The organism is Paraburkholderia sp. PAMB 6770 (genome assembly GCF_057748135.1).
The window spans coordinates 1,162,378-1,181,113 of the sequence record NZ_CM173239.1 but is presented as its reverse complement, the minus strand read 5'-3'; the positions used below and the strand labels follow the sequence as shown (position 1 = coordinate 1,181,113).

At 67.6% G+C, this 18,736-nt stretch carries 21 protein-coding genes; 7 read left to right on the top strand and 14 right to left on the bottom strand.

Annotated elements, in window-relative coordinates; all coding sequences use genetic code 11:
• Positions 1-342: 342 nt before the first annotated feature.
• Both AC3AP7_RS22710 and AC3AP7_RS22705 read right to left on the bottom strand, forming a co-directional pair.
• The gene (locus AC3AP7_RS22710; protein WP_487364789.1) at positions 343-1,497 is read right to left on the bottom strand and encodes a porin; all 1,155 of its coding nucleotides are present in this window, start codon (positions 1,495-1,497) and stop codon (positions 343-345) included.
• Between the two features lie 64 nt (positions 1,498-1,561).
• Positions 1,562-1,753: a hypothetical protein gene (locus AC3AP7_RS22705; protein WP_488324867.1), complete on the bottom strand. Its 192-nt coding sequence runs from the start codon at positions 1,751-1,753 to the stop codon at positions 1,562-1,564.
• Between the two features lie 215 nt (positions 1,754-1,968).
• On the opposite strand from AC3AP7_RS22705, the gene opgC reads away from it, so the two are divergent.
• Positions 1,969-3,081, top strand: a complete 1,113-nt coding sequence (gene opgC / locus AC3AP7_RS22700) for an OpgC domain-containing protein (protein WP_487364788.1) — start codon at positions 1,969-1,971, stop codon at positions 3,079-3,081.
• A 230-nt stretch (positions 3,082-3,311) separates the two neighbouring features.
• Here opgC and AC3AP7_RS22695 read toward each other — a convergent pair whose 3' ends face one another.
• The 5 genes from AC3AP7_RS22695 to choX form a co-directional block, all read right to left on the bottom strand.
• On the bottom strand, positions 3,312-4,244 hold the full coding sequence (locus tag AC3AP7_RS22695) for an alpha/beta hydrolase (protein WP_487364980.1): 933 nt from the start codon (positions 4,242-4,244) through the stop codon (positions 3,312-3,314).
• Between the two features lie 113 nt (positions 4,245-4,357).
• Positions 4,358-4,849, bottom strand: coding sequence for a thioesterase family protein (locus AC3AP7_RS22690; RefSeq protein WP_487364787.1), 492 nt, complete (start codon positions 4,847-4,849; stop codon positions 4,358-4,360).
• 31 nt (positions 4,850-4,880) lie between these two features.
• Positions 4,881-5,846: an L-carnitine dehydrogenase gene (locus AC3AP7_RS22685; protein ID WP_487364786.1), complete on the bottom strand. Its 966-nt coding sequence runs from the start codon at positions 5,844-5,846 to the stop codon at positions 4,881-4,883.
• A 52-nt stretch (positions 5,847-5,898) separates the two neighbouring features.
• The gene (gene cdhC / locus AC3AP7_RS22680; protein WP_487364785.1) at positions 5,899-6,828 is read right to left on the bottom strand and encodes a 3-dehydrocarnitine:acetyl-CoA trimethylamine transferase CdhC; all 930 of its coding nucleotides are present in this window, start codon (positions 6,826-6,828) and stop codon (positions 5,899-5,901) included.
• Positions 6,829-6,872: 44 nt separating this feature from the next.
• Positions 6,873-7,823 carry a choline ABC transporter substrate-binding protein gene (gene choX / locus AC3AP7_RS22675; protein WP_487364784.1) on the bottom strand — a complete coding sequence of 317 codons (951 nt, stop codon included), beginning with the start codon at positions 7,821-7,823 and terminating at the stop codon, positions 6,873-6,875.
• 457 nt (positions 7,824-8,280) lie between these two features.
• On the opposite strand from choX, the gene AC3AP7_RS22670 reads away from it, so the two are divergent.
• Together AC3AP7_RS22670 and AC3AP7_RS22665 are read left to right on the top strand one after the other, a co-directional pair.
• On the top strand, positions 8,281-9,261 hold the full coding sequence (locus AC3AP7_RS22670; protein WP_487364783.1) for a GlxA family transcriptional regulator: 981 nt from the start codon (positions 8,281-8,283) through the stop codon (positions 9,259-9,261).
• Positions 9,262-9,604: 343 nt separating this feature from the next.
• Complete coding sequence (locus AC3AP7_RS22665) at positions 9,605-10,366, top strand: SDR family oxidoreductase (protein WP_487364782.1); 762 nt, start codon at positions 9,605-9,607, stop codon at positions 10,364-10,366.
• A gap of 62 nt (positions 10,367-10,428) precedes the next feature.
• Here AC3AP7_RS22665 and AC3AP7_RS22660 read toward each other — a convergent pair whose 3' ends face one another.
• The gene (locus AC3AP7_RS22660) at positions 10,429-10,953 is read right to left on the bottom strand and encodes a hypothetical protein (protein ID WP_487364781.1); all 525 of its coding nucleotides are present in this window, start codon (positions 10,951-10,953) and stop codon (positions 10,429-10,431) included.
• A gap of 290 nt (positions 10,954-11,243) precedes the next feature.
• The gene (locus AC3AP7_RS22655; RefSeq protein ID WP_487364780.1) at positions 11,244-11,576 is read right to left on the bottom strand and encodes a hypothetical protein; all 333 of its coding nucleotides are present in this window, start codon (positions 11,574-11,576) and stop codon (positions 11,244-11,246) included.
• 519 nt (positions 11,577-12,095) lie between these two features.
• On the opposite strand from AC3AP7_RS22655, the gene AC3AP7_RS22650 reads away from it, so the two are divergent.
• Both AC3AP7_RS22650 and AC3AP7_RS22645 read left to right on the top strand, forming a co-directional pair.
• The gene (locus AC3AP7_RS22650) at positions 12,096-12,794 is read left to right on the top strand and encodes a hypothetical protein (protein WP_487364779.1); all 699 of its coding nucleotides are present in this window, start codon (positions 12,096-12,098) and stop codon (positions 12,792-12,794) included.
• 23 nt (positions 12,795-12,817) lie between these two features.
• Entirely contained in the window at positions 12,818-13,477 is a 660-nt protein-coding gene (locus tag AC3AP7_RS22645; RefSeq protein WP_487364778.1) for a hypothetical protein, read from the top strand.
• A gap of 304 nt (positions 13,478-13,781) precedes the next feature.
• Here AC3AP7_RS22645 and AC3AP7_RS22640 read toward each other — a convergent pair whose 3' ends face one another.
• A complete protein-coding gene (locus tag AC3AP7_RS22640) occupies positions 13,782-14,672 on the bottom strand; it encodes a LysR substrate-binding domain-containing protein (protein ID WP_487364777.1) in 891 nt (296 codons plus the stop codon).
• A 101-nt stretch (positions 14,673-14,773) separates the two neighbouring features.
• On the opposite strand from AC3AP7_RS22640, the gene AC3AP7_RS22635 reads away from it, so the two are divergent.
• Both AC3AP7_RS22635 and AC3AP7_RS22630 read left to right on the top strand, forming a co-directional pair.
• Positions 14,774-15,364 (top strand): LysE family translocator, encoded by a 591-nt coding sequence (locus AC3AP7_RS22635; RefSeq protein WP_487364776.1) that lies wholly within the window; start codon positions 14,774-14,776, stop codon positions 15,362-15,364.
• A gap of 2 nt (positions 15,365-15,366) precedes the next feature.
• On the top strand, positions 15,367-15,759 hold the full coding sequence (locus AC3AP7_RS22630; RefSeq protein WP_487364775.1) for a cupin domain-containing protein: 393 nt from the start codon (positions 15,367-15,369) through the stop codon (positions 15,757-15,759).
• A 213-nt stretch (positions 15,760-15,972) separates the two neighbouring features.
• On the opposite strand, the gene arsH is transcribed toward AC3AP7_RS22630, so the two are convergent.
• From arsH to AC3AP7_RS22610, 4 genes are read right to left on the bottom strand one after another with little or no spacing between them, the layout of a single operon-like run.
• A complete protein-coding gene (gene arsH, locus AC3AP7_RS22625; protein WP_487364774.1) occupies positions 15,973-16,722 on the bottom strand; it encodes an arsenical resistance protein ArsH in 750 nt (249 codons plus the stop codon).
• Complete coding sequence (gene arsC / locus AC3AP7_RS22620) at positions 16,688-17,122, bottom strand: arsenate reductase (glutaredoxin) (RefSeq protein WP_487364773.1); 435 nt, start codon at positions 17,120-17,122, stop codon at positions 16,688-16,690. Before arsC ends, arsH begins: the two co-directional genes overlap by 35 nt.
• A 19-nt stretch (positions 17,123-17,141) precedes the next feature.
• A complete protein-coding gene (gene arsB / locus AC3AP7_RS22615) occupies positions 17,142-18,212 on the bottom strand; it encodes an ACR3 family arsenite efflux transporter (RefSeq protein WP_487364772.1) in 1,071 nt (356 codons plus the stop codon).
• 23 nt (positions 18,213-18,235) lie between these two features.
• A complete protein-coding gene (locus AC3AP7_RS22610) occupies positions 18,236-18,730 on the bottom strand; it encodes an arsenate reductase ArsC (RefSeq protein ID WP_487364771.1) in 495 nt (164 codons plus the stop codon).
• Between the last annotated feature and the right edge of the window lie 6 nt (positions 18,731-18,736).

Genomic DNA, 18,736 nt, shown 5'->3' with positions numbered 1-18,736 from the left:
CGGCAAGCACGCGTATTCCCGCGCCGGCAGCGCCGCGCGCGTGCATGAGCCGCGCTGCGATCCTGCCCCTGCGGAGGCTGCGTCGTGACAACCCTCTCCCGCGCCTTGCCGCGAACCTCGGCCTACGTCGTCGAACCTCGCTCAATAGGCGCGTTCGGCGCGCGCAGCACCCGGTTCCTGGTTGAAATTCCATCGAATTGTAAAATGACCGTGCGCCGAAACGCGCCGTCGGAACAAACTGATACAAAACGTTACGCGCGGTATCGCGCGCGACAACGTTTGCGTTTGTTCACTATTTATCGGCCGGACGGGGGACGAACTTGAGCGCCGCGACGCGCGGCGTCAGAACTTGTGGCGGATCGCCGCGCGCACCGCGAACTGGTTCGATGACGAGGACACGCCGGCCGAGCCCGGAATGTACGCATCGTCGAGCACCGTATCGGTCGTGCCGCCGGCCACTTTCTGATAAGCCGCCTGCAGATACAGATCGGTGCGCTTCGACAGGTCGTAGTCGGCCATCAGGCCGAACGTGTGGTAGTGCGGATTCGCGTTGCCCGAGGTCGCGTCCATCGTGCCCTCGGTGTAGACATATTCCATGCCGACGAAGAACGCCGGGCTCAACTGGTACTTGCCGTTCAGTTCGAAGTTCTGGAATTTCAGCGCGCCGATCGTGCCGCCGTTCGGCGCGACGATCGAGCCGACGTACGCCGACGTATCGAGCGCCGCCGGCTCCCCGACGTTCGTGTTCGTATAGACGACGCCGAGCGTCGCCGCGCCGAACGTATAGTTGACCCCGCCGCCGAAGATGCGCAGCCGCCCGGAGATGAAGTTCGCGTCGTCGGTCGCGACCGCGCCGCCGGCGCTCAGGCCGGGGTTGTCGGCCTGCAGGTAGGCGCCCGCCACCAGCAGTCCGCCGTTCGCGTACTGCGCGCCGAGGCTGTAGAGACGGTTGGCGGCAAACCCCGTTGCGTTGCTGAAGCCGTACAGGCCGCCGAACTGCAGTCCGGCGAAATCCGGACTGGTGTACTTGACCGCGTTGTCGACGCGAAACGAATTGTCCGTATTGTCGTTATCGTACGGGTGCGACAGCAGATAGCCGCCCCAGTTGCCGTTCGCGGTGGTCTGCGCGAGATAGTCGACCACCGGGTCGTACTGCCGGCCGAGCGACACCGTGCCGAAATTCGACGACGTCAGCCCGATGAAAGCCTGGCGTCCGAACAGGCGGCCGCCCTGGCCGAACCTGCCGGTCGACAGGTCGAAACCGTCCTCCAGATCGAAGATCGCCTTCAGGCCGCCGCCGAGCGCTTCCGAACCCTTGAGCCCCCAGCGGCTGCCCTGCGCGTCGCCGCTTTCAAGCTGATACGCGGACTTGTCGCCCGCGTTGCTCGTGAAGTTCAGCCCCTCGTCCAGCACCCCGTACAGCGAGATGCTGGACTGCGCAAAGGCCGGCCCGCCGATCGCGGCCAACAGCGCCGCGGTGAGAATTTTCCGGTTCATGAAGATTCTCCCGATCTGCCGTGCCCGGCGCACCGACCGCGTGCGCCGGGACCGCTTTTCATCATTATTGTTCAGCCACGCACTGCCTGCCCAAAATCGCATCATCGGCCCTGAAACGATGCTTGCACACCGCTCGCGGGTCGTCCATCGGGACCGCTGCACCCCTCGCAAAGCGTTGCGAAATGCCCACTGCGGCGGGTTCGGGATTGACCGCGATCGCGCTTCGTGGCGTGGCGGCGGCGATGCGTTGCATCATCGTGTCACCGCCCCCGCGACCGCCCGCCGGTCATGAGGATATGAAATAATTGCGCGGACAGGCAGGCGCGCCGCGCCGGTTCCGCCGCCGGAATGCTTCGCTATCCTGCGCGCCTGCCTGCGGCCAGCCGGCTATCCGCGCCCGCTCCCCCGAGGCCCATGCCGCACCGCCGCGCCCAGCGCGGCTTCGCGTGCAGGCCGCTCCGGTTCACCGTCATGCACAAGCCGTCATCTTCCCGTCTCGTCGAACTCGATTTTTTCCGCGGTCTCGTTCTGCTCGTGATCGTCGTCGATCACATCGGCGGCAGCATCCTCACGCGCGTGACGCTGCACGCCTACGCGCTGTGCGACGCCGCCGAAGTGTTCGTGTTCCTCGGCGGTTTCGCCACCGCCACCGCCTATGCGGCGCTCGCCGCGAAGCGCGGCGAAGCCGATGCGCGCCATCGCTTCTTGCGGCGCGCGCTCGAAATCTATCGTGCGTTTCTCGTGACCGCGGTGCTGATGCTGACCGTCAGCGCGGTACTGGTCGCCTTCAGCATCGACGCGCCGAACATGAGCGACGGCGATCTCGAAGACCTGATGCACACGCCGTTCGCCGCGTTGAGCGACATTCTCCTGCTGCGCCGCCAGCCGTATCTCGCGACGGTGCTGCCGATGTACGCCTTCTTCGCGCTGAGCGTGCCGCTCGTGTTGCCGCTCGCGCAGCGCCGGCCGTGGTGGCTGCTCGCGGGCAGCGTCGCGCTGTGGGCGGCGGCGCCGTGGCTCGCCGGCTACCTGCCGTCGTTCGACGGGGAGCCGTGGGCGTTCAACCCGTTCGCGTGGCAGGTGCTGTTCGTCGCGGGCGTGATCGCGCAGCGTCAGCCGGTGTATCAGACACTCGCGGCACGCCCGGCCGGCCCGCTGCTGACGCTGCTCGCGCTGGCGCTCGTGGCGGCGGGCGCCTGGTACCGGCTGTCGGGCGCGCAAGCGCTGTCCGACCCGGCGCTGAAGCAGAATCTGTCGTGGATGCGGATCGTCAACTTCATCGCTATCGCCTGGCTCGTCGCGAACCTGGTCCGGCGCGGCTGGGCCGCGCGGATCGCACGACGCCTGCCGTGGATCGGCCTGATCGGGCGTCACGGACTGCTGTGCTTCGTGGCCGGCACGGCGATCTCGCTGCTGGTCGACTCGCTGCTCTATACCGCCACCGACGGCTATCTGAGCATCCCGCTCGGCCTGCTCGCGGACGCCGCCGCCCTGGCGGCGCTCTATGCGGTGGCGCGGGTCGCCGATCCGCTCACGCGCCGCTTCGGGCGGCGCGCGCGGCAAGCGGCGGCCGATTCCCGCTGACACACTTCCACGGACGCATCCGCCGGGCGAGCCTGCGGACGACAGCGGCAAATGCGGCCTGAAACGCGGCCTGAAACGCCGCTAAAAACGCCGCTAAAAACGCCGCTAAAAACGCCGGCACAAATGCTCCCACAAACGCCGCGGCGCGACGCCGGCTCGCCGAACCGGCACGCAGACGAGCCGCCACGCCGGCACGCAGTCACACAGACGGGCACCCGCGCGCAGGCCCGCTAGCGGCACCCGGCGTCGATCAGAAAACCGCAGACGCGCGCATGCAGCCGCTGCACGCCCGGGCTCGTCGCGAGCGCGCGCCAGCAGCCATGCACGAGACCCGGCGCGACCCAGCACTGGACCGTGCCGCCGGCCGCCGCGATGCGCTCGGCGAACGCGCGCGCGTCGTCGCGCAACGGATCGTGCTCGACGCCGATCGCGAGCACCGGCGGCAAGCCGTCGAAGCGGCGGGCGTCGATCGGCACGGTCCATGCGGGCGGCAACGCTTCGCCCCAGTACAGCCGGCTATAGCGGCGAACCGCGGCAAGCGTGAGCATCGGCGCATCCGCTTCGGTGTCGCAAGCCGGCGGCTGCGGCTGCCTGCCAAGCATCGGATAGACCAGCGCCACGCCTTTCAGCCCGCTCAGCGCTTCGTCGCGCGCCCGCAGCACGACGCTCGCGGCGAGGTTCCCGCCTGCGCTGTCGCCCGCCAGCAGCACCGCGCCGGCCGACGCGACACCGGGCAATTCGCCCGCGAGCGCGGCACGCGTGACCGCGAAGCAGTCGTCGTGCGCGGCCGGCGCGGGATGCTCGGGGGCGAGCCGGTAATCGACGGCGATCACCGCCAGCCCGGTATCGGCCGCCAGGCGCGCGGTTACGGGCGCGTGACTGTCGAGCGAGCCGAGCACGAAGCCGCCGCCATGAAAAAACAGCAGCGTCGCGGGTGCCGCCACGCCCGCGCGCCGGCCGTACTGTCGCAAGCGGATCGGCCGACCAGCGGGCGTCGTCCACGTGAAATCGCGCACGTCGACCCCGGCCGGCAGCGGCGGCGTGAACGCGGCCGCGAGGCGCTCGTACGCTGCTCGCTGCGCGGCGATCGTCAAGGCGGCCTCGTCCTCGGGATACAGGGCGGCCACACGTGCGACAAACGCCGCGATCTCCGGCTCCAGCATTTTATTCAAGACTCCTTATCTACTGAACCATGGATCGTATGATCCGCCGCCCGATCCGCCGCCCGATCCGCCGCCCGATGCGCCGCTCAACCCGCCTCGCTCCGCCCCATCCGCTAGCGTGGCGCCCGAGCCGGCAGCCCGATCACCCGCGCGAGCCACGCCGCGGGCGGCCGCCGCGCATCCGCGTCGCCAAGCGCGCGCACGCGCGCGGCGACGTCGGGGTCGAACGGCGCGGCCTTCGGCCCGCCGGTATCGACGTGCAGCAGCATCTGCTCGCATGCGGCGACCGGCTCGACGGTCCCGTCCGCGAACATCTCGAAGTACACGTGCAGCCGCTTCGCGTCATGGCCGACCACCCGCGTCTCGACGCGCAGCGGCGTGCCCGCCCTGACTTCATGCAGATAGTTCAGATGCGCTTCGAGCGTGTAGACCGACCGGCGGCGCGCGCGGCGCGCCGCGTCGTCGAGACCGATGTGCGCAATCAGCGCATCGGCCGCGAAGCTGAAAATCAGCAGGTAATATGCGTCGCGCAGGTGACCGTTGTAGTCGACCCATTCGGCGCGCACGCGGTCGCGATACGGGGCAAGCGAGGCATCGGCGTTCATCGGTTCTCCTGTTGATTCCGGCGCACGACGCTCATTCCCCGGGATGCAGACCGTGGCGCGCCTTCGCGGCCGCCACCGCCGCCAGCACGCTCGTGATGCAGTCGTCGCGATAGCGTTCGAGCGCGGCAATCGAACGCGGCCCGAGCTGCTCGGCAGTGCCCTCGACCACGCGCTCGATCAGCGCGTCGGTGAGCGGCGGCGCGACGAGCTTCGTCCACGGCAACTCCAGCGCCGGCCCGAACTGCTGCATGAAGTGTCGCATGCCGGCGTCGCCGCCCGCGAGCGTATAGGTGAGGAACGTGCCCATGAACGACCAGCGGATGCCCGCGCCAAAGCGGATCGCATCGTCGATCTCGCCGGTCGTCGCCACGCCGTCGTTCACGAGGTGCAGCGCCTCGCGCCACAGCGCTTCGAGCAGACGGTCCGCGATGAAGCCCGGCACCTCCTTGCGCACCCGCAGCGGCTGCATGCCGAGCGAGCGGTAGACCTGCAGTGCCGCGTCGATCGTCGCGGGCGCGGTCTGGCCGCCGCCCACCACTTCGACCAGCGGCAGCAGATACACCGGATTGAACGGATGCCCGACGAGACAGCGCGCCGGATGCGCGGCGCGCGCGTAGAAATCGCTCGGCAGCAAGCCCGACGTCGAGGACGCAATGATCGCGTCGGGCTTCGCCGCGTGGCTGATCTGCTCGTGCAGCGCGAGCTTGAGCGAGTCGCGCTCGGGCGCGCTCTCCTGGATGAAATCCGCGTCGGCGACGCAGGCGTCGACCGTCGCCGCGAACCGCAGCCGCTGCGGCGAGGCATCGGGCTTCAGCCCGGCGCGTTCGAGCGCGGGCCACGCGTGCGCGATGCGCTCGCGCAATTGCCGCTCGGCGCCCGGCGCCGGATCCCACGCAATCACGTCGAGCCCGTTGGCGAGCGCCCGCGCGACCCAGCCGCCGCCGATCACGCCCGTGCCGATTGCCGCAAATGTCCTGATATCGACGATCACCGTCATGGATGACACATTCCTTGCAAGTTCATGAATAAAGGTTGTCCACGCAACCGCTTCAGGCAAGCGGCATCGACGCGCGGCGCTCCAGCGCGCGTTCGCCGCGCGCCGGCAGACCGAGCTTGCGGCGTCCTTCGGCCGGCGTGAGCACCCGGCCGCCGAGACGCTCGACGATCTCGACCGCGCGCGTCACCAGCGTGCCGTTGCTCGCGGGCACGCCGCGTTCGAGCCACAGGTTGTCTTCGAGCCCGACGCGCACGTGTCCGCCGAGCAGCATCGCCTGCGCAACCATCGGCATCTGCATGCGGCCGATGCCGAAGCCCGCCCATTGCGCGCCGGGCGGCAGGTTGTCGACCATTGCCTTCATCGTCGTCGTATCGGCGGGTGCGCCCCACGGAATGCCGAGGCAGAGCTGGAAAAGCGGCGGCGCGTCGAGCAGCCCCTCCTTCAGCAACTGCGTGGCAAACCACAGATGCCCGGTGTCGAAGATCTCCAGCTCCGGCTTCACGCCGAGCGCCTGGATGCGCTGCGCGCCGGCGCGCAACTGCGCGGGCGTCGACACGTAGATGAAATCGCCGTCGCCGAAGTTGAGCGTGCCGCAGTCGAGCGTGCAGATTTCCGGCAGCAGTTCCTCGACGTGCGCAAGGCGCGTGAGCCCGCCAACCAGGTCGGTGTTCGGACCGAAGCGCATCGGCGTCTCGCCGGCCCCGATCTCCAGATCGCCGCCCATGCCCGCGGTCAGGTTGATGATGACGTCCGTCTGCGCCGAGCGGATCCGGTCGACCACCTCGCGATACAGGCTGGGGTCGCGGCTGCCGCGCCCGGTTTTCGGATCGCGCACGTGGCAGTGCGCGACGGTGGCGCCGGCTTTCGCGGCCTCGATCGCGGCATCGGCAATCTGCTTCGGCGTGACCGGGATGGCCGGATGCCGGCCGACGGTGTCGCCCGCGCCGGTCACGGCGCAGGTCACGATGACTTCATGATTCATGCGGTGCAATCCTTTTCAAAAACGGGAGCGGACAGCGCGTCCGTCTACAGGCCGAGATACGCCTTCACGGCCGGCAAACCCGGCTGGCCGTCATAGGTCTTCACGCCCGCGAGCCACGTGTCGAGCACCTGCGGATGCGCGCGCAGATAAGCCTTCGCGGCGTCGGCCGGTTCCTCGCGGTTCATCACCGCCTGCATCACCTGGTTTTCGAGCCCGGTCGTGAAGCGCAGGTTCGACACGAGCCGGCCCGCGTTCGGGCAGCGCTGCACATAGCCGTTCGAGGTCAGCGTGTAGACGCGCGCCTCGCCGTAGTTCGGCCCGAACACCGCGTCGCCGCCGGCGAGGTAGTTCATCTTCATCTGCAGGTTCATCGGATGCGGCTCCCAGCCGAGGAACACGACCCACTTTTTGTCGCGGATCGCCCGCCCGACGCTCACCAGCATGCCGGCCTCGCTCGACTCGACCAGCTTGAAGCCGCCGAGGCCAAACGCGTTCGTATCGATCATCTTCTGGATCTTCGCGTTCGCGCTGCTGCCCGGTTCGATGCCGTAGATGCGCCCGCCGAGCGCGTCGCGGTACTTCGCGATGTCCTCGAAGGTCTTCAGTCCTGCCTGGTATTCGTCGCTCGGCACCGCGAGTGTCGCCTTCGCGCCGGACAGGTTCGGCGGCTGGAGCACGTCGATGTCCTTCGCATCGAGGAACGGCTGGATCATCTTCTGCTGCACCGGCCACCAGTAGCCGAGCGAGACGTCGAGCTGGCGGCTCTTGAGCCCGGCAAACGAAATCGGCACCGACGTGACGGTCACCACCGGCTGATAGCCGAGGCCCTTGAGCACGGTCGCGGCGAGCGCCGTGGTGGACGTGATGTCGGTCCAGCCGATATCCGCGAAGTGGACCGTGCGGCAGGCCGCCGGATCCTGCGCGAACGCCGGCGATGCCAGCAGACCCATCAGGCAACCCAGTCCCGCGGACCGGACTTTGACGCGTAACTTCATGGCGCTCCCCTCTTTGACGCACTGTATGTGGTTCGACGGAGCACGCCGCGCGATGCGCGGCGCCCCGGACTTCCCGTGCCCCCGGATGGCAGCGGGCCTGAACTGAACGGTACCGTCCGGCGGGTGCGCCGATGCGACCGTCAGCGACCCGTACTTGACCGCATGCGACCATGAGGGAAAACCAGCATCCCGGTCGGCGGCGCGCGGCGCGGCGCCCATGGGGCGTGGCATGCGGCGCGGGGCGGCCGCCCGCCCGGCCGAATATTGACGGCCTTGCCGCGCCGCACGCCGCTTGCTACGCTGCCGCACGGCCCGCACGGCCCGCACGGCCCGCGCGCCGTGCGCCGTGCGCCGTGCGCCGTGCGCCGTGCGCCGTGCGCCGTGCGCCACGCGCCGTGCGCCGCGGCCGGATGCCGTCGGCGCAAGGCGGCGCCCGCCTTCACGTACGCTTGCCCCGATGCCCGAAGACCTTTCCTTCCTGCTGCTCCCCGGCTTCTCCGCACTCGGGTTCATGTCGGCCGTCGAACCGTTGCGCGTCGCGAACCGCTTTCGCGGCGATCTGTACCGCTGGCACATCCTGAGCCTCGACGGCGAGCCGGTCGCCGCGAGCAACGGCATCGCGCTCGGCGCGGAGGCGGCCATTGCCGGGGTGCCGCGCGCGGACACGGTGTTCGTGGTGGCCGGCTTCGAGCCGCTCGCGTGCTACGGCCGCGCGCTCGGCGAGTGGCTGAGGCGCCTCGACTGCGCGGGCGCGACGCTCGGCGGCATCGATACCGGCGGATTCGTGCTTGCCGAGGCCGGCCTCTTTCGCGCCAGCGACCGCCTGACCGTGCACTGGGAAGCGCTGTCCGCGTTCCGCGAGCGCTATCCGACGCTGCAGGCGAGCCAGGAACTGTTCGAGATCGGCGCGCGGCGCATCACCTGCGCGGGCGGCACCGCGTCGATCGACATGATGCTCGACCTGATCGGCCGCAGCCACGGCGCCGCGCTCGCGTCGGCGGTATCCGAGCAGTTCGTGCTGAGCCGGATCCGCCAGCGCTCGGACCATCAGCGCATGCAGATCGCCGTGCGCTACGGCGTGCACAACCCGAAGCTGATCCAGGTGATCGGCGTGATGGAGCAGCACATGGAGGATCCGCTCGCGCCGGACCAGCTCGCGCAGGCGATCGGCGTGACGCGCCGCCAGCTGGAGCGGCTGTTCTGCTCGGCGCTCGGCGACACGCCGACGCGCTTCTACCTGCAGCTGCGCCTCGGCCGCGCGCGCGAGCTGCTGCAGCAGACGGACATGTCGATCACGTCGGTCTGCGTCGCGTGCGGCTTCGAATCGCCGTCGCATTTCTCGCGCACGTATCGCGCGCGCTACGGCGCGAGCCCCCGCAGCGACCGCTCGCCATCGCCGCGGCCGGCGGCCGGCGTGGCGACGGCCACGCCCACCTGACGGCCTTCAGGCCCCCGCGCTGGCGCCGGCACAACGCAAACGCGCATCGGACACGGAAAGCACGCGGCGCGCGTCGCAGGCAGCCTGATGCGGCCGCGCATCCGGTTCCGGCGCCGTGTGCCGGCCACCCCGCGTGCGCGTCGTCGAACGAGTTTTTCTCACCCGGAGCGGGACTTAATCTGCTTTGCCTTCGCATCGGGCAATCGCTATTCTGGCGGCTGTCCCGGTTGATGCGGGCGGGCGCGACTCACGCGCGTCCGGTATCGCGCCGGTTGCCCGCCCCGCATGACCCGCTATCCCCTCTGGTGCCGCTCACCCGCTCCTCTTCGATCAAGGCTCGTCAATGGCTAGCGCTTCGCAGACACCGCTCATGCTGATCACGGGAGGCAGTCGTGGCGTCGGCGCGGCGACCGCGCGTCTTGCGGCCGAACGAGGCTACGATGTCGCGCTCAGCTTCGTCGCCAGCGAGGCCGCCGCGCTCGCGGTGGCGGCGGACGTGGAAGCCGCCGGGCGGCGGGCTTTGCCGGTGCGCGCGGATAGCGCGGACCCGGCGCAGGTCGCCGCGCTGTTCGCCGCAATCGACCACGAGTTCGGGCGGATCGACGTGCTGGTCAACAACGCCGCGATGCTGGCGCGGCAAGCGCGGCTGGAGGACCTCGAATTCGAGCGCATGCAGCGGATCTTCGCAGTCAACGCGATCGGTCCGATTCTCTGTGCGCAGCAGGCGGCTAAGCGGATGTCCCTGCGTCACAACGGACGGGGCGGCGCGGTGATCAACATCTCGTCGGCATCGGCGCGGCTCGGCAGTCCCAACGAATACGTCGACTACGCCGCGTCCAAGGGCGCCGTCGAGACGTTCACGACCGGTTTTGCCAAAGAAGTCGCGCGCGAAGGCATCCGCGTGAACTGCATCCGCCCCGGGCACATCTACACCGAGATGCATGCGAGCGGCGGCGAGCCGGGGCGCGTGGATCGCGTGAAGGATTCGATCCCGATGGGACGAGGCGGTCAGCCCGAGGAAGTGGCGCGGGCGATCCTGTGGCTGGCCGGCAGCGAGGCTTCGTTCATCACCGGCACGTTCCTCGATGTCACCGGCGGCAAGTGAGCCACGGCGCGCGGCCGCGCGGCAACGGGCGCGAGGCTTCGCCGGGCCGGCCGGCGCGCCGGTCAGCGATCGCGCGCCGAACCCGGCCGGCGGAATCCGTTCTGCACCCAGGCCGTCGCGCTCGCCCGGTTGAGCGTGAAGTTCGGCTCGACCTGGACTTGCGCGATCTGCTCGCCAAACGCGTCGAACGCGGTGAGAAGCGCGTACGGCTCGTCGTCGTCGGGGACGATGTCGAGCGTGACGTCCAGTTCGCCTTCGCCCGTCGACGCGGCGACCGTCACGCGTTTATGCAGCTGCATGCGCAGTTGCTGCTCGTGGCGGCGCAGGACCTCCGACGCGGTTTTCACCAGCGTATTGAATGCCGCCGTGTCGAGCGGCTTCGGATCCTTCTTGTTGCGGCCCATTGTCCACGGCCCGACCAGCGCGGGTTCCGGCTCGCCGTCCTTGATCATCTCGACGGCCCAGCCGTCGTCCTCCTCGTTCTTGACGACGCGCGCGGTCCAGCCGTTATCGCGCCACAGCGTGTCGCCGTGCAACGTTTCGAGGGTTCCGGCGGAATCGGGTGAGGAAAGGGCGGTATCGGTCATGGGGAATTCGCTTGCGTAGAGGGGGCTGTCGACGGGGAGCTGTCGGCGCCAACGCTGGATTTTACCAACCGGTGGCGCAGGGACCGGGCAAGGAAGCCTGGAGGACCGGGCGCGGCATCGGCAGCCCGCCCGCGCGCCCTGATGCCGCGCCCGGTGCAGCCCATGATGCAGCCCATGATGCAGCCCATGATGCCAGCCCCCGATGCCAGCCCCCGATGCCGGCCCCGCGCTGCCCGCGCGCTCCGACAGACGTCAGCGCCGGAGCGCCCGGGGCACGCGGGGCGCCCGGGTCAGACGGTCCAGGTCCCGTCGATCGGGTAATTGAAAATCGGGGTGAACGTCACGCCGACCGCTTCCATATCCCTGCGCCCGTCGACAACCATCTCCTTCAGCCCGTCCAGTTGTGCCGCATGCGCTTCGGTGTCCCAGACGCTCACTTGCACGATCGAGCCTTTCGGCGACACGCCGGCATAAAAGTGCAGGAGCCCCGGCAGCCGTCTGAGGGCCGGGATGATGTACGCGGAGGTCTTCCTGCTCGCGGCGTCGACCTCGGCGAACCGGCTCGGCTCGAAGCTCGCACGCGACACGCGGACAACAGCGGTTGCCGGCAACGACTCGGCCATGGTGATCCTTTCTGTCATGGGGACCCTGCCTTTGGACAATGACATCACGATGATTCGTCAGTGTATAGCAGCCCGAACGCGGCCGGACACTCGTCCTGCTGGCTAACGGACCTCCGCCCGTCCTGCTGGCTAACGGACCTCCGCCGCGCGGCGACGCGTCCAGCACGCGTACTGGCTGTCTGTGTCGCACAAGCAATGCCCGGAAGAGAGGCTGCCCGTGCGCGGAGACGCTCAAAAGCCGGCCGCCGGCGGGCACTGACGCCGCAGAGGCCTCTCTGCCTGGACGGACGACGCAGGGCGCGGCGAAGCGGCGTGACCGCGCCATCCGGTCGAGGCGGCTCACCGCATGCGCCCTCGACGGCTGCACGGCCGCACGTCACGCGGTGTGCGTGGATGAAGCGCAGGCGTCCACTGCATCCGTTCTCTCACAACCCGCGTACAAGTGTTTGCCATCCCGCCAGGGTGCGGATCGCACCGCCTGGGTGACGGCGTCGCGATGGCGTCCTGAGGAGACAGTTCATGAAACGTTCCATTGGCATCGTGGTGGCCGCGGTATCGCTCGTGTCGCTCGTGTCACTCGGCGCTTGCGGCGGCGGCAGTGGTCCTGCTCCACGGGTGGTGCAATACCCCGAGAATCAGGCGATCTGGTCCGCACTCGGCGGTGATTCGGCTGCCCCGGCTGCCGTGGCCGGCGTCGTCAACGCGGCGGTCACCGGCCTTCTGGCAGACCCGGTCGAGGCGCCGTATTTTGCCGCTGTAACAGGCAACACCAGCCACAGCAGTGTGGCGCATGATACCCCCGCCCGACTCGAAGCCTGTCTCACGCTGCAGTTCGACTCGCTCCTCGGCGGCCCCTACACGTATCCAGGACCGGTCACGGTTCCCGGCGATATCGATTCGCAACCCGAAATGTGCCAGGACATGACGACCGCGCACAATGACGTCGGCGTTCCGGGTTGTGTATTCGACCAGTTCATGGTGGATCTGGTAGCCGTCCTGCAGAGCAAGCTGTCGGCCGCGGACTTCGCCGCATTGACCTCGACGACCAACGGAACCTACGAACTCACGGAGACGAATTCCGCAGGCATCCCGGTCGGCACGAAGTTCCAGTACAGCGCGGTGCCCACGCTGTTCAACCTGCGCAGCACCATCATTAGCGCGACGCCCGGCGGCCCCGTTTACCTGCCTCCTACGGTTGCAACATCATGCTCGGACTAACCGCGACGCGAAGCACGCGAGTCATGACGGGGCTCGCCGCCGCGACGTTCGTCAGCATTGCCGCGATTGGCTGGATGCACACGCCGCAGGGCCGGCACCTCCTTGCCCGACTCGGCGTTGCATGTCCTGTTGAAACGGTCGCCCCCCAGCTCGTGCTGTCCCTGCGCAACCACGCCATTTCACAGGAGCGAGGATGGTCGCCGGCCCCCGGGCGCCCGGCCCTGGGGCTGCAGCTCGATCGCAGTACCGAGGCCGACGTGGCTCAGAAAATGCGGCGCGGCAATGTGCGTTGCGACGCGATATCCCGCGGCTTTCACTACCTGCGCTGTCGGGACGTGCCCGCCCAGCTGCTCGGCACGAACGGGCCGCCCGTAAGCGAAATATGGTTTAGCTTCGGACCGCATCGCACCCTGGTGGCCATCAATCTGTACCGCCGGGACATGACCGAACCCGAAGCCCGGCAGAGCTGGCAGATCGCCGTGCACACTCTGCGGAACGAGCTGGGTGCTCCGACATCAGCCAGCGGCGATACGACGCTCGCATCGCTCATGGAAAAGCCCGTGGCAGTTGCAAGGGTGAACTATGCCTATTCGGACTACATCGCGACAGTGACCGCATCTCACTTGCCTTATGGAGGACTGGCCGTGCGCGAGCAGTACATGTCGGCGATCGCGATGCGATAAACGATGCGCTAAAGGGAGAGGCGGTGAAAGCCGGAGCCCGGCATTACGCCGGGCTCTTTCGCGAACGGGGCGGCGTTATGGGGGGCGGCATTATGGGGGCGGCGTTGTGGGGGCGGCATTGTGGGCGGGCGGCGGCGCGGCCCAGCGCCCGGAGGCCGACTATCGCGAGCGTCCCGTTCGCGGCACACACAGCCCGCATGCGCTTTGCCTTCCTTGCAACAGGCTGCGCCGCGCGACGACGCGCCGAACGCGCGTTATTCCGGCAGATCGACTCCGCGCGATAGCCGGCCAGCGCGGGGTTGCGTCACGCCGCGCTCGCCCGTTGCTCGCGTCGGGCGAGCGCGTCGTTCGCCATCGATTCGCGTACGTGGCGCGCGAATTCCTGCGCCGCGGGCTGCACCGTCGCGGGCAATCGCAGGCAGATCGCAAACGGCGGCAGTTCGGGCAAGCCGGTTGCCCGAGGCACGAGCGTCTCCAGATCGGCCGGCACCGTGGAAGCGAGCCACGTCGTGACGGCGAGGCCCGCGCGCACCGTCGCAGCGGTCGCCTCGATGTTGCCGCTCTCGAACACCGTGCGCCACGCAATGCCTTCGTCCGCGAGCGCGCCGAGCACGACCGGCCGGAACGCGCAACGCTCGTCCACCATCGACAACGGCAACGGCCGCTTCTGCCATGCGTCGCTGCCGCGTCCCTTGACCCACACCAGCGGCTCGATGCGGACGACCTCGCCTTCGGCTTCGCTCGCGACATATTCGACCAGCGACACGTCCACCCGGCCGCTGTCGACGGCTTCGCCCAGTTCCGGCGATGCCGCGCACACCAGCGAGATGTCGACGAGGGGATGCGCCTCCGCGAATGTTTTCATCGCGGACGCGAGCCGCGTCACGAGATCGTAGGGCACCCCTACCCGCAGCGCGCCGCGCAGCGGCCGTCCGGTCATCTCCGCCCAGATGTCGTCGTTCAGCCGCAGCAGCTTGCGCGCGTTCACGAGAAACTGCTCGCCCTGACGCGAAAGCGCCAGCTTGCGCGTCTTGCGCACGAACAGCAGGCAATCGAGCACGTCTTCGAGGCGCTTCACCTGCTGGCTCACCGCACCCTGCGTCATGTGCAGCAGGTTCGCGGCGACTGTCATGCTGCCGCTGTCGGCGACGGCAACGAAGGTACGGATCAGATCGAGGTCCAGATTCCGGCTCATCTATGCATTATTCCGCGTAATGGATCACATCAATATTATTCCCTTTCAGTATGCGTCGCCGGTCCGTACAGTGCGGATCTCACTCTTCCAGGCGTGTGCCGATGACCTCGATCCTGCCGCTTCTCCTTTTCGTCGTCGTTTCGACCGTGACGCCCGGTGGCGCCACCACGCTTGCCACGGCCTCGGGTGCGCGCTTCGGCTTCATACGCTCGATTCCGCTGATGCTCGGCATCGCGGCGGGCCTCGCCCTGCTCGCCGCAATCGCGGCACTCGGGCTCGGCGGCTTGCTGCTCGCGCTGCCGTCGCTGCAAAACGCGGTGAAAGCGCTCGGCTCCGCGTATCTGCTGTGGCTCGCGTGGCGCATCGCGCGCAACGGAGCGCCCCATGCGGGCAACGGCCTCGCGCGTCCGGTGACGCTCGTCAACGGCTTTCTGCTGCTCTGGCTCAACCCGAAAAGCTGGGCGATGACGGTCGGCGCGGCGGCATCGTTCGCGCTGCTCGCGAGCCATCCGAGCCGCCTCGCGATGCTGCTCGGCACCGCGTTCGGGGTGGCTGCGTGTGCGTCGCTGGCACTCTGGTGCGCGCTCGGCGTGCTGCTCGCGCGGTGCTTCCGAACGCCGCGGCACTGGCGCATGCTCAATCTGGCGATGGGCGCGCTGCTCGCCGCCTCCCTCATTCCGACCTGGAGATAGGCATGGCATCCCCTCCGTTTGCCGAATCGTTCGACGTTGAAGCCGCGTTCGCCGATGTGTCCGATTACTGGTCGCCGAAAATCGTCGCGCAGGTCAACGACCAGTATGTGAAGGTCGCGAAAGTCCGGGGACAGCTCGTGTGGCACGACCACGAGCACGAGGACGAACTGTTTTTCGTGGTGCGCGGCCATCTGAAGATCGAATATGAAAACGGACGTGTCGTCGATCTGCCCGCAGGCTCGATGCACGTCGTGCCACAGGGCACGCTGCACAATCCGGTCGCCGACGACGAATGCTGGATCGTGCTGATCGAGCCGGTGCAAACGAAGCATACGGGGCACGTGGACTCGCCCTTGACAAGGACGATCGAAGAGCAGTTGCGCGGATCGCGCTGAGTTCGCGCTTCCTGCAAAGCGAAAGCCCGCCCGCTTGCGGACAGGGGACGGCATGCGCCGGGTCGGCCTGAGATGCGCGGTGGGAGCGGACGTTCGGCATCGTGCTCGAAGCGGTCGTGCAGTTGCACGGGTGATTTCTGATGCCTACATCTGCATGACCATGTCGGTCTAAAGCGGACGAGGTTCCCGAATCGTTTCGCAGTGCAAAGCAGATCAGATACCGCCCTGGTTCACACGCTTCATCAGTGCCTCGCCACTCTCCTTGCGTTCGCTATACCGGTCGACCAGATAGGGACCGATATCGCGCGTGAGCAACGTAAACTTCACCAGTTCTTCCATCACGTCCACGACGCGATCGAAACTGGCTGATGGCTTCATGCGCCCGCGCTCGTCGAATTCCATGAAAGCCTTGGCCACCGACGACTGGTTCGGGATCATCAGCATGCGCATCCAGCGTCCAAGCACGCGCATCTGGTTGACCGCATTGAACGACTGCGAGCCGCCGCTGACCTGCATCACGGCGAGCGTCTTGCCCTGCGTTGGCCGCACCGCGCCGGACGAAAGCGGAATCCAGTCGATCTGCGCTTTCATGATGCCGGTCATCGCGCCGTGGCGCTCGGGCGAACACCAGACCATGCCCTCGGACCACAGCACCTGTTCGCGCAGTTCAGCCACCTTGGGGTGCGTGTCGGGCGCGTCATCGGGGAGCGGCAGACCGCTCGGATTGAACGTGCGGACCTCCGCACCCATCGCCGTGAGCAGGCGTGCCGCCTCTTCGCTCAGCAGGCGGCTGAACGAGCGCTCCCGCAGCGAACCGTACAGCAACAGGATGCGCGGGGGGTGCGGAGAACGCTTCGTGGCCTGAAGCCGGTTGATGTCGGGTACGCGAAACAGCGCCGCGTCGACCTGCGGCAGATCATTCACGAAATCAGTTGCCGGCGCGGACACGCTTGCCCTCCGCATCGACGACCGCTTCGCCGTCCTCTTTCGCGAATGCGCCGCGTTGTGCTTCAGGCAGGATATCCAGCACGACTTCGGACGGGCGGCACAGGAGCACGCCCAGCGACGTCACGACGAAAGGCCGGTTGATCAGTACGGGATGATCCATCATCGCATCGAGCAGCGCGTCGTCGGTCAGTGCCGGATTGTCCAGATGCAGTTCTGCGTACGGCGTTCCTGTCTGGCGCAGCACGTCGCGCACGCGCAGCCCGGACTGCCGGATCAGTTCAACCAGCGTGTCGCGGGACGGCGGCGTTTTCAGGTACTCGATGACGACGGGTTCGATGCCCGCATTGCGGATCATCGCGAGCGTATTGCGCGACGTCCCGCAGGCCGGGTTGTGATAGAGGGTGACTTCGTTCATTGCGTTGTTTCCGTCACGTTCAGGCGCACTCGTACCAGTTCTTCGAACGGTTGACGATACGCACCACGAGCAGCATGACCGGCACTTCGATCAGCACCCCGACGACCGTGGCGAGCGCCGCACCCGAGTTGAATCCGAACAGGCCGATTGCCGTCGCGACGGCCAGCTCGAAGAAGTTCGACGCGCCGATCAGCGCAGACGGGCACGCGATGGTGTGCTTCTCGCCAACCGCGCGATTGAGCCAGTACGCCAGCGCCGCGTTGAAGAACACCTGGATCAGGATGGGCACGGCAACGAGTGCGATGACAAGCGGCTGCTCGAGGATGGCCTCACCCTGGAAGGCAAACAGCAGCACCAGGGTTGCGAGCAATGCCGTAATCGACCAGGGACCGATCTTTGCCATCGCGGCTTCAAAAGCGGCCTCGCCATTGACGCGCAGCATCTTGCGCAGGAGCTGCGCGAGGATCACGGGAATCACGATGTAAAGCACGACCGAGGTGAACAGCGTCGCCCAGGGCACGGTAATCGCGGACATGCCGAGCAGCAGGCCAACGAGCGGCGCAAATGCGACCACCATGATGCTGTCGTTCAGTGCGACCTGCGAGAGCGTGAAGAGCGGGTCGCCCCCCGTCAGGCGGCTCCAGACGAACACCATCGCCGTACAGGGCGCGGCAGCGAGCAGGATCAGTCCGGCCACATAGCTGTCGAGTTGCGCGGCGGGCAGCAACGGGGCGAACAGGTGCTTGATGAAGAGCCATGCGAGGAACGCCATCGCGAAGGGTTTGACGAGCCAGTTCACCACGAGCGTGACGCCGATGCCTCTGATGTGCCGACGTACTTCATGCAGCGAGCCAAAATCGACCCTGACCAGCATCGGAATGATCATCACCCAGATCAGCAGCCCGACCGGCAAATTGACCTGCGCGTATTCCATGCGTCCGATCGCCTGAAAAGCGCCGGGAAGCATCTGACCGAGCAGGATGCCGGCGACGATGCACAGCGCGACCCAGACGGTCAGGTATCGCTCGAAGAAACCGATGGCTGGCTTCGACGTAGTCTTGCGCGCAGCGGCAATATTGGGCATGTTCATGAGGCGGCTCGATGGAGAAAGACTCAGCTTTGCTGGATGCCGTTGAGCGCCTGCTGAAGCTCGGCATTCCCCAGCCGGTGAAGCGGTAGCTCAAGCAATTGCAGCACGCGGTAGCCGATGGCCTGGCGAGTCAGTTCGAACGCCTGGCGCTTGCCTTCATCGCCGCCCGGGGCGTTCGACGGATCCGCATATCCCCAGTGCACCTTGACGGGGCTGCCCGGCCACAGCGGACACGGTTCGGCGGCGGCGCTATCGCACACGGTAATCACGATGCGCATGGACGGTCCGCCTTCCTGAGCGAATTCATCCCAGCTTTTGCTCCGATAGCCGTCTGTATCGACACCGGCGTTCGCCAGTGCCTCAAGCGCGAACGGATTGATGCGCCCGCTCGGGGCGCTGCCCGCGCTGAATGCGCGCACATCCTTGCCGAGCTTCTTCGCCCAGTGGTTCAGCATGCCTTCGGAGAGCACGCTGCGCGCCGAGTTGTGTGTGCAGAGAACCAGTACGTTCGTGGTCATGGCCGC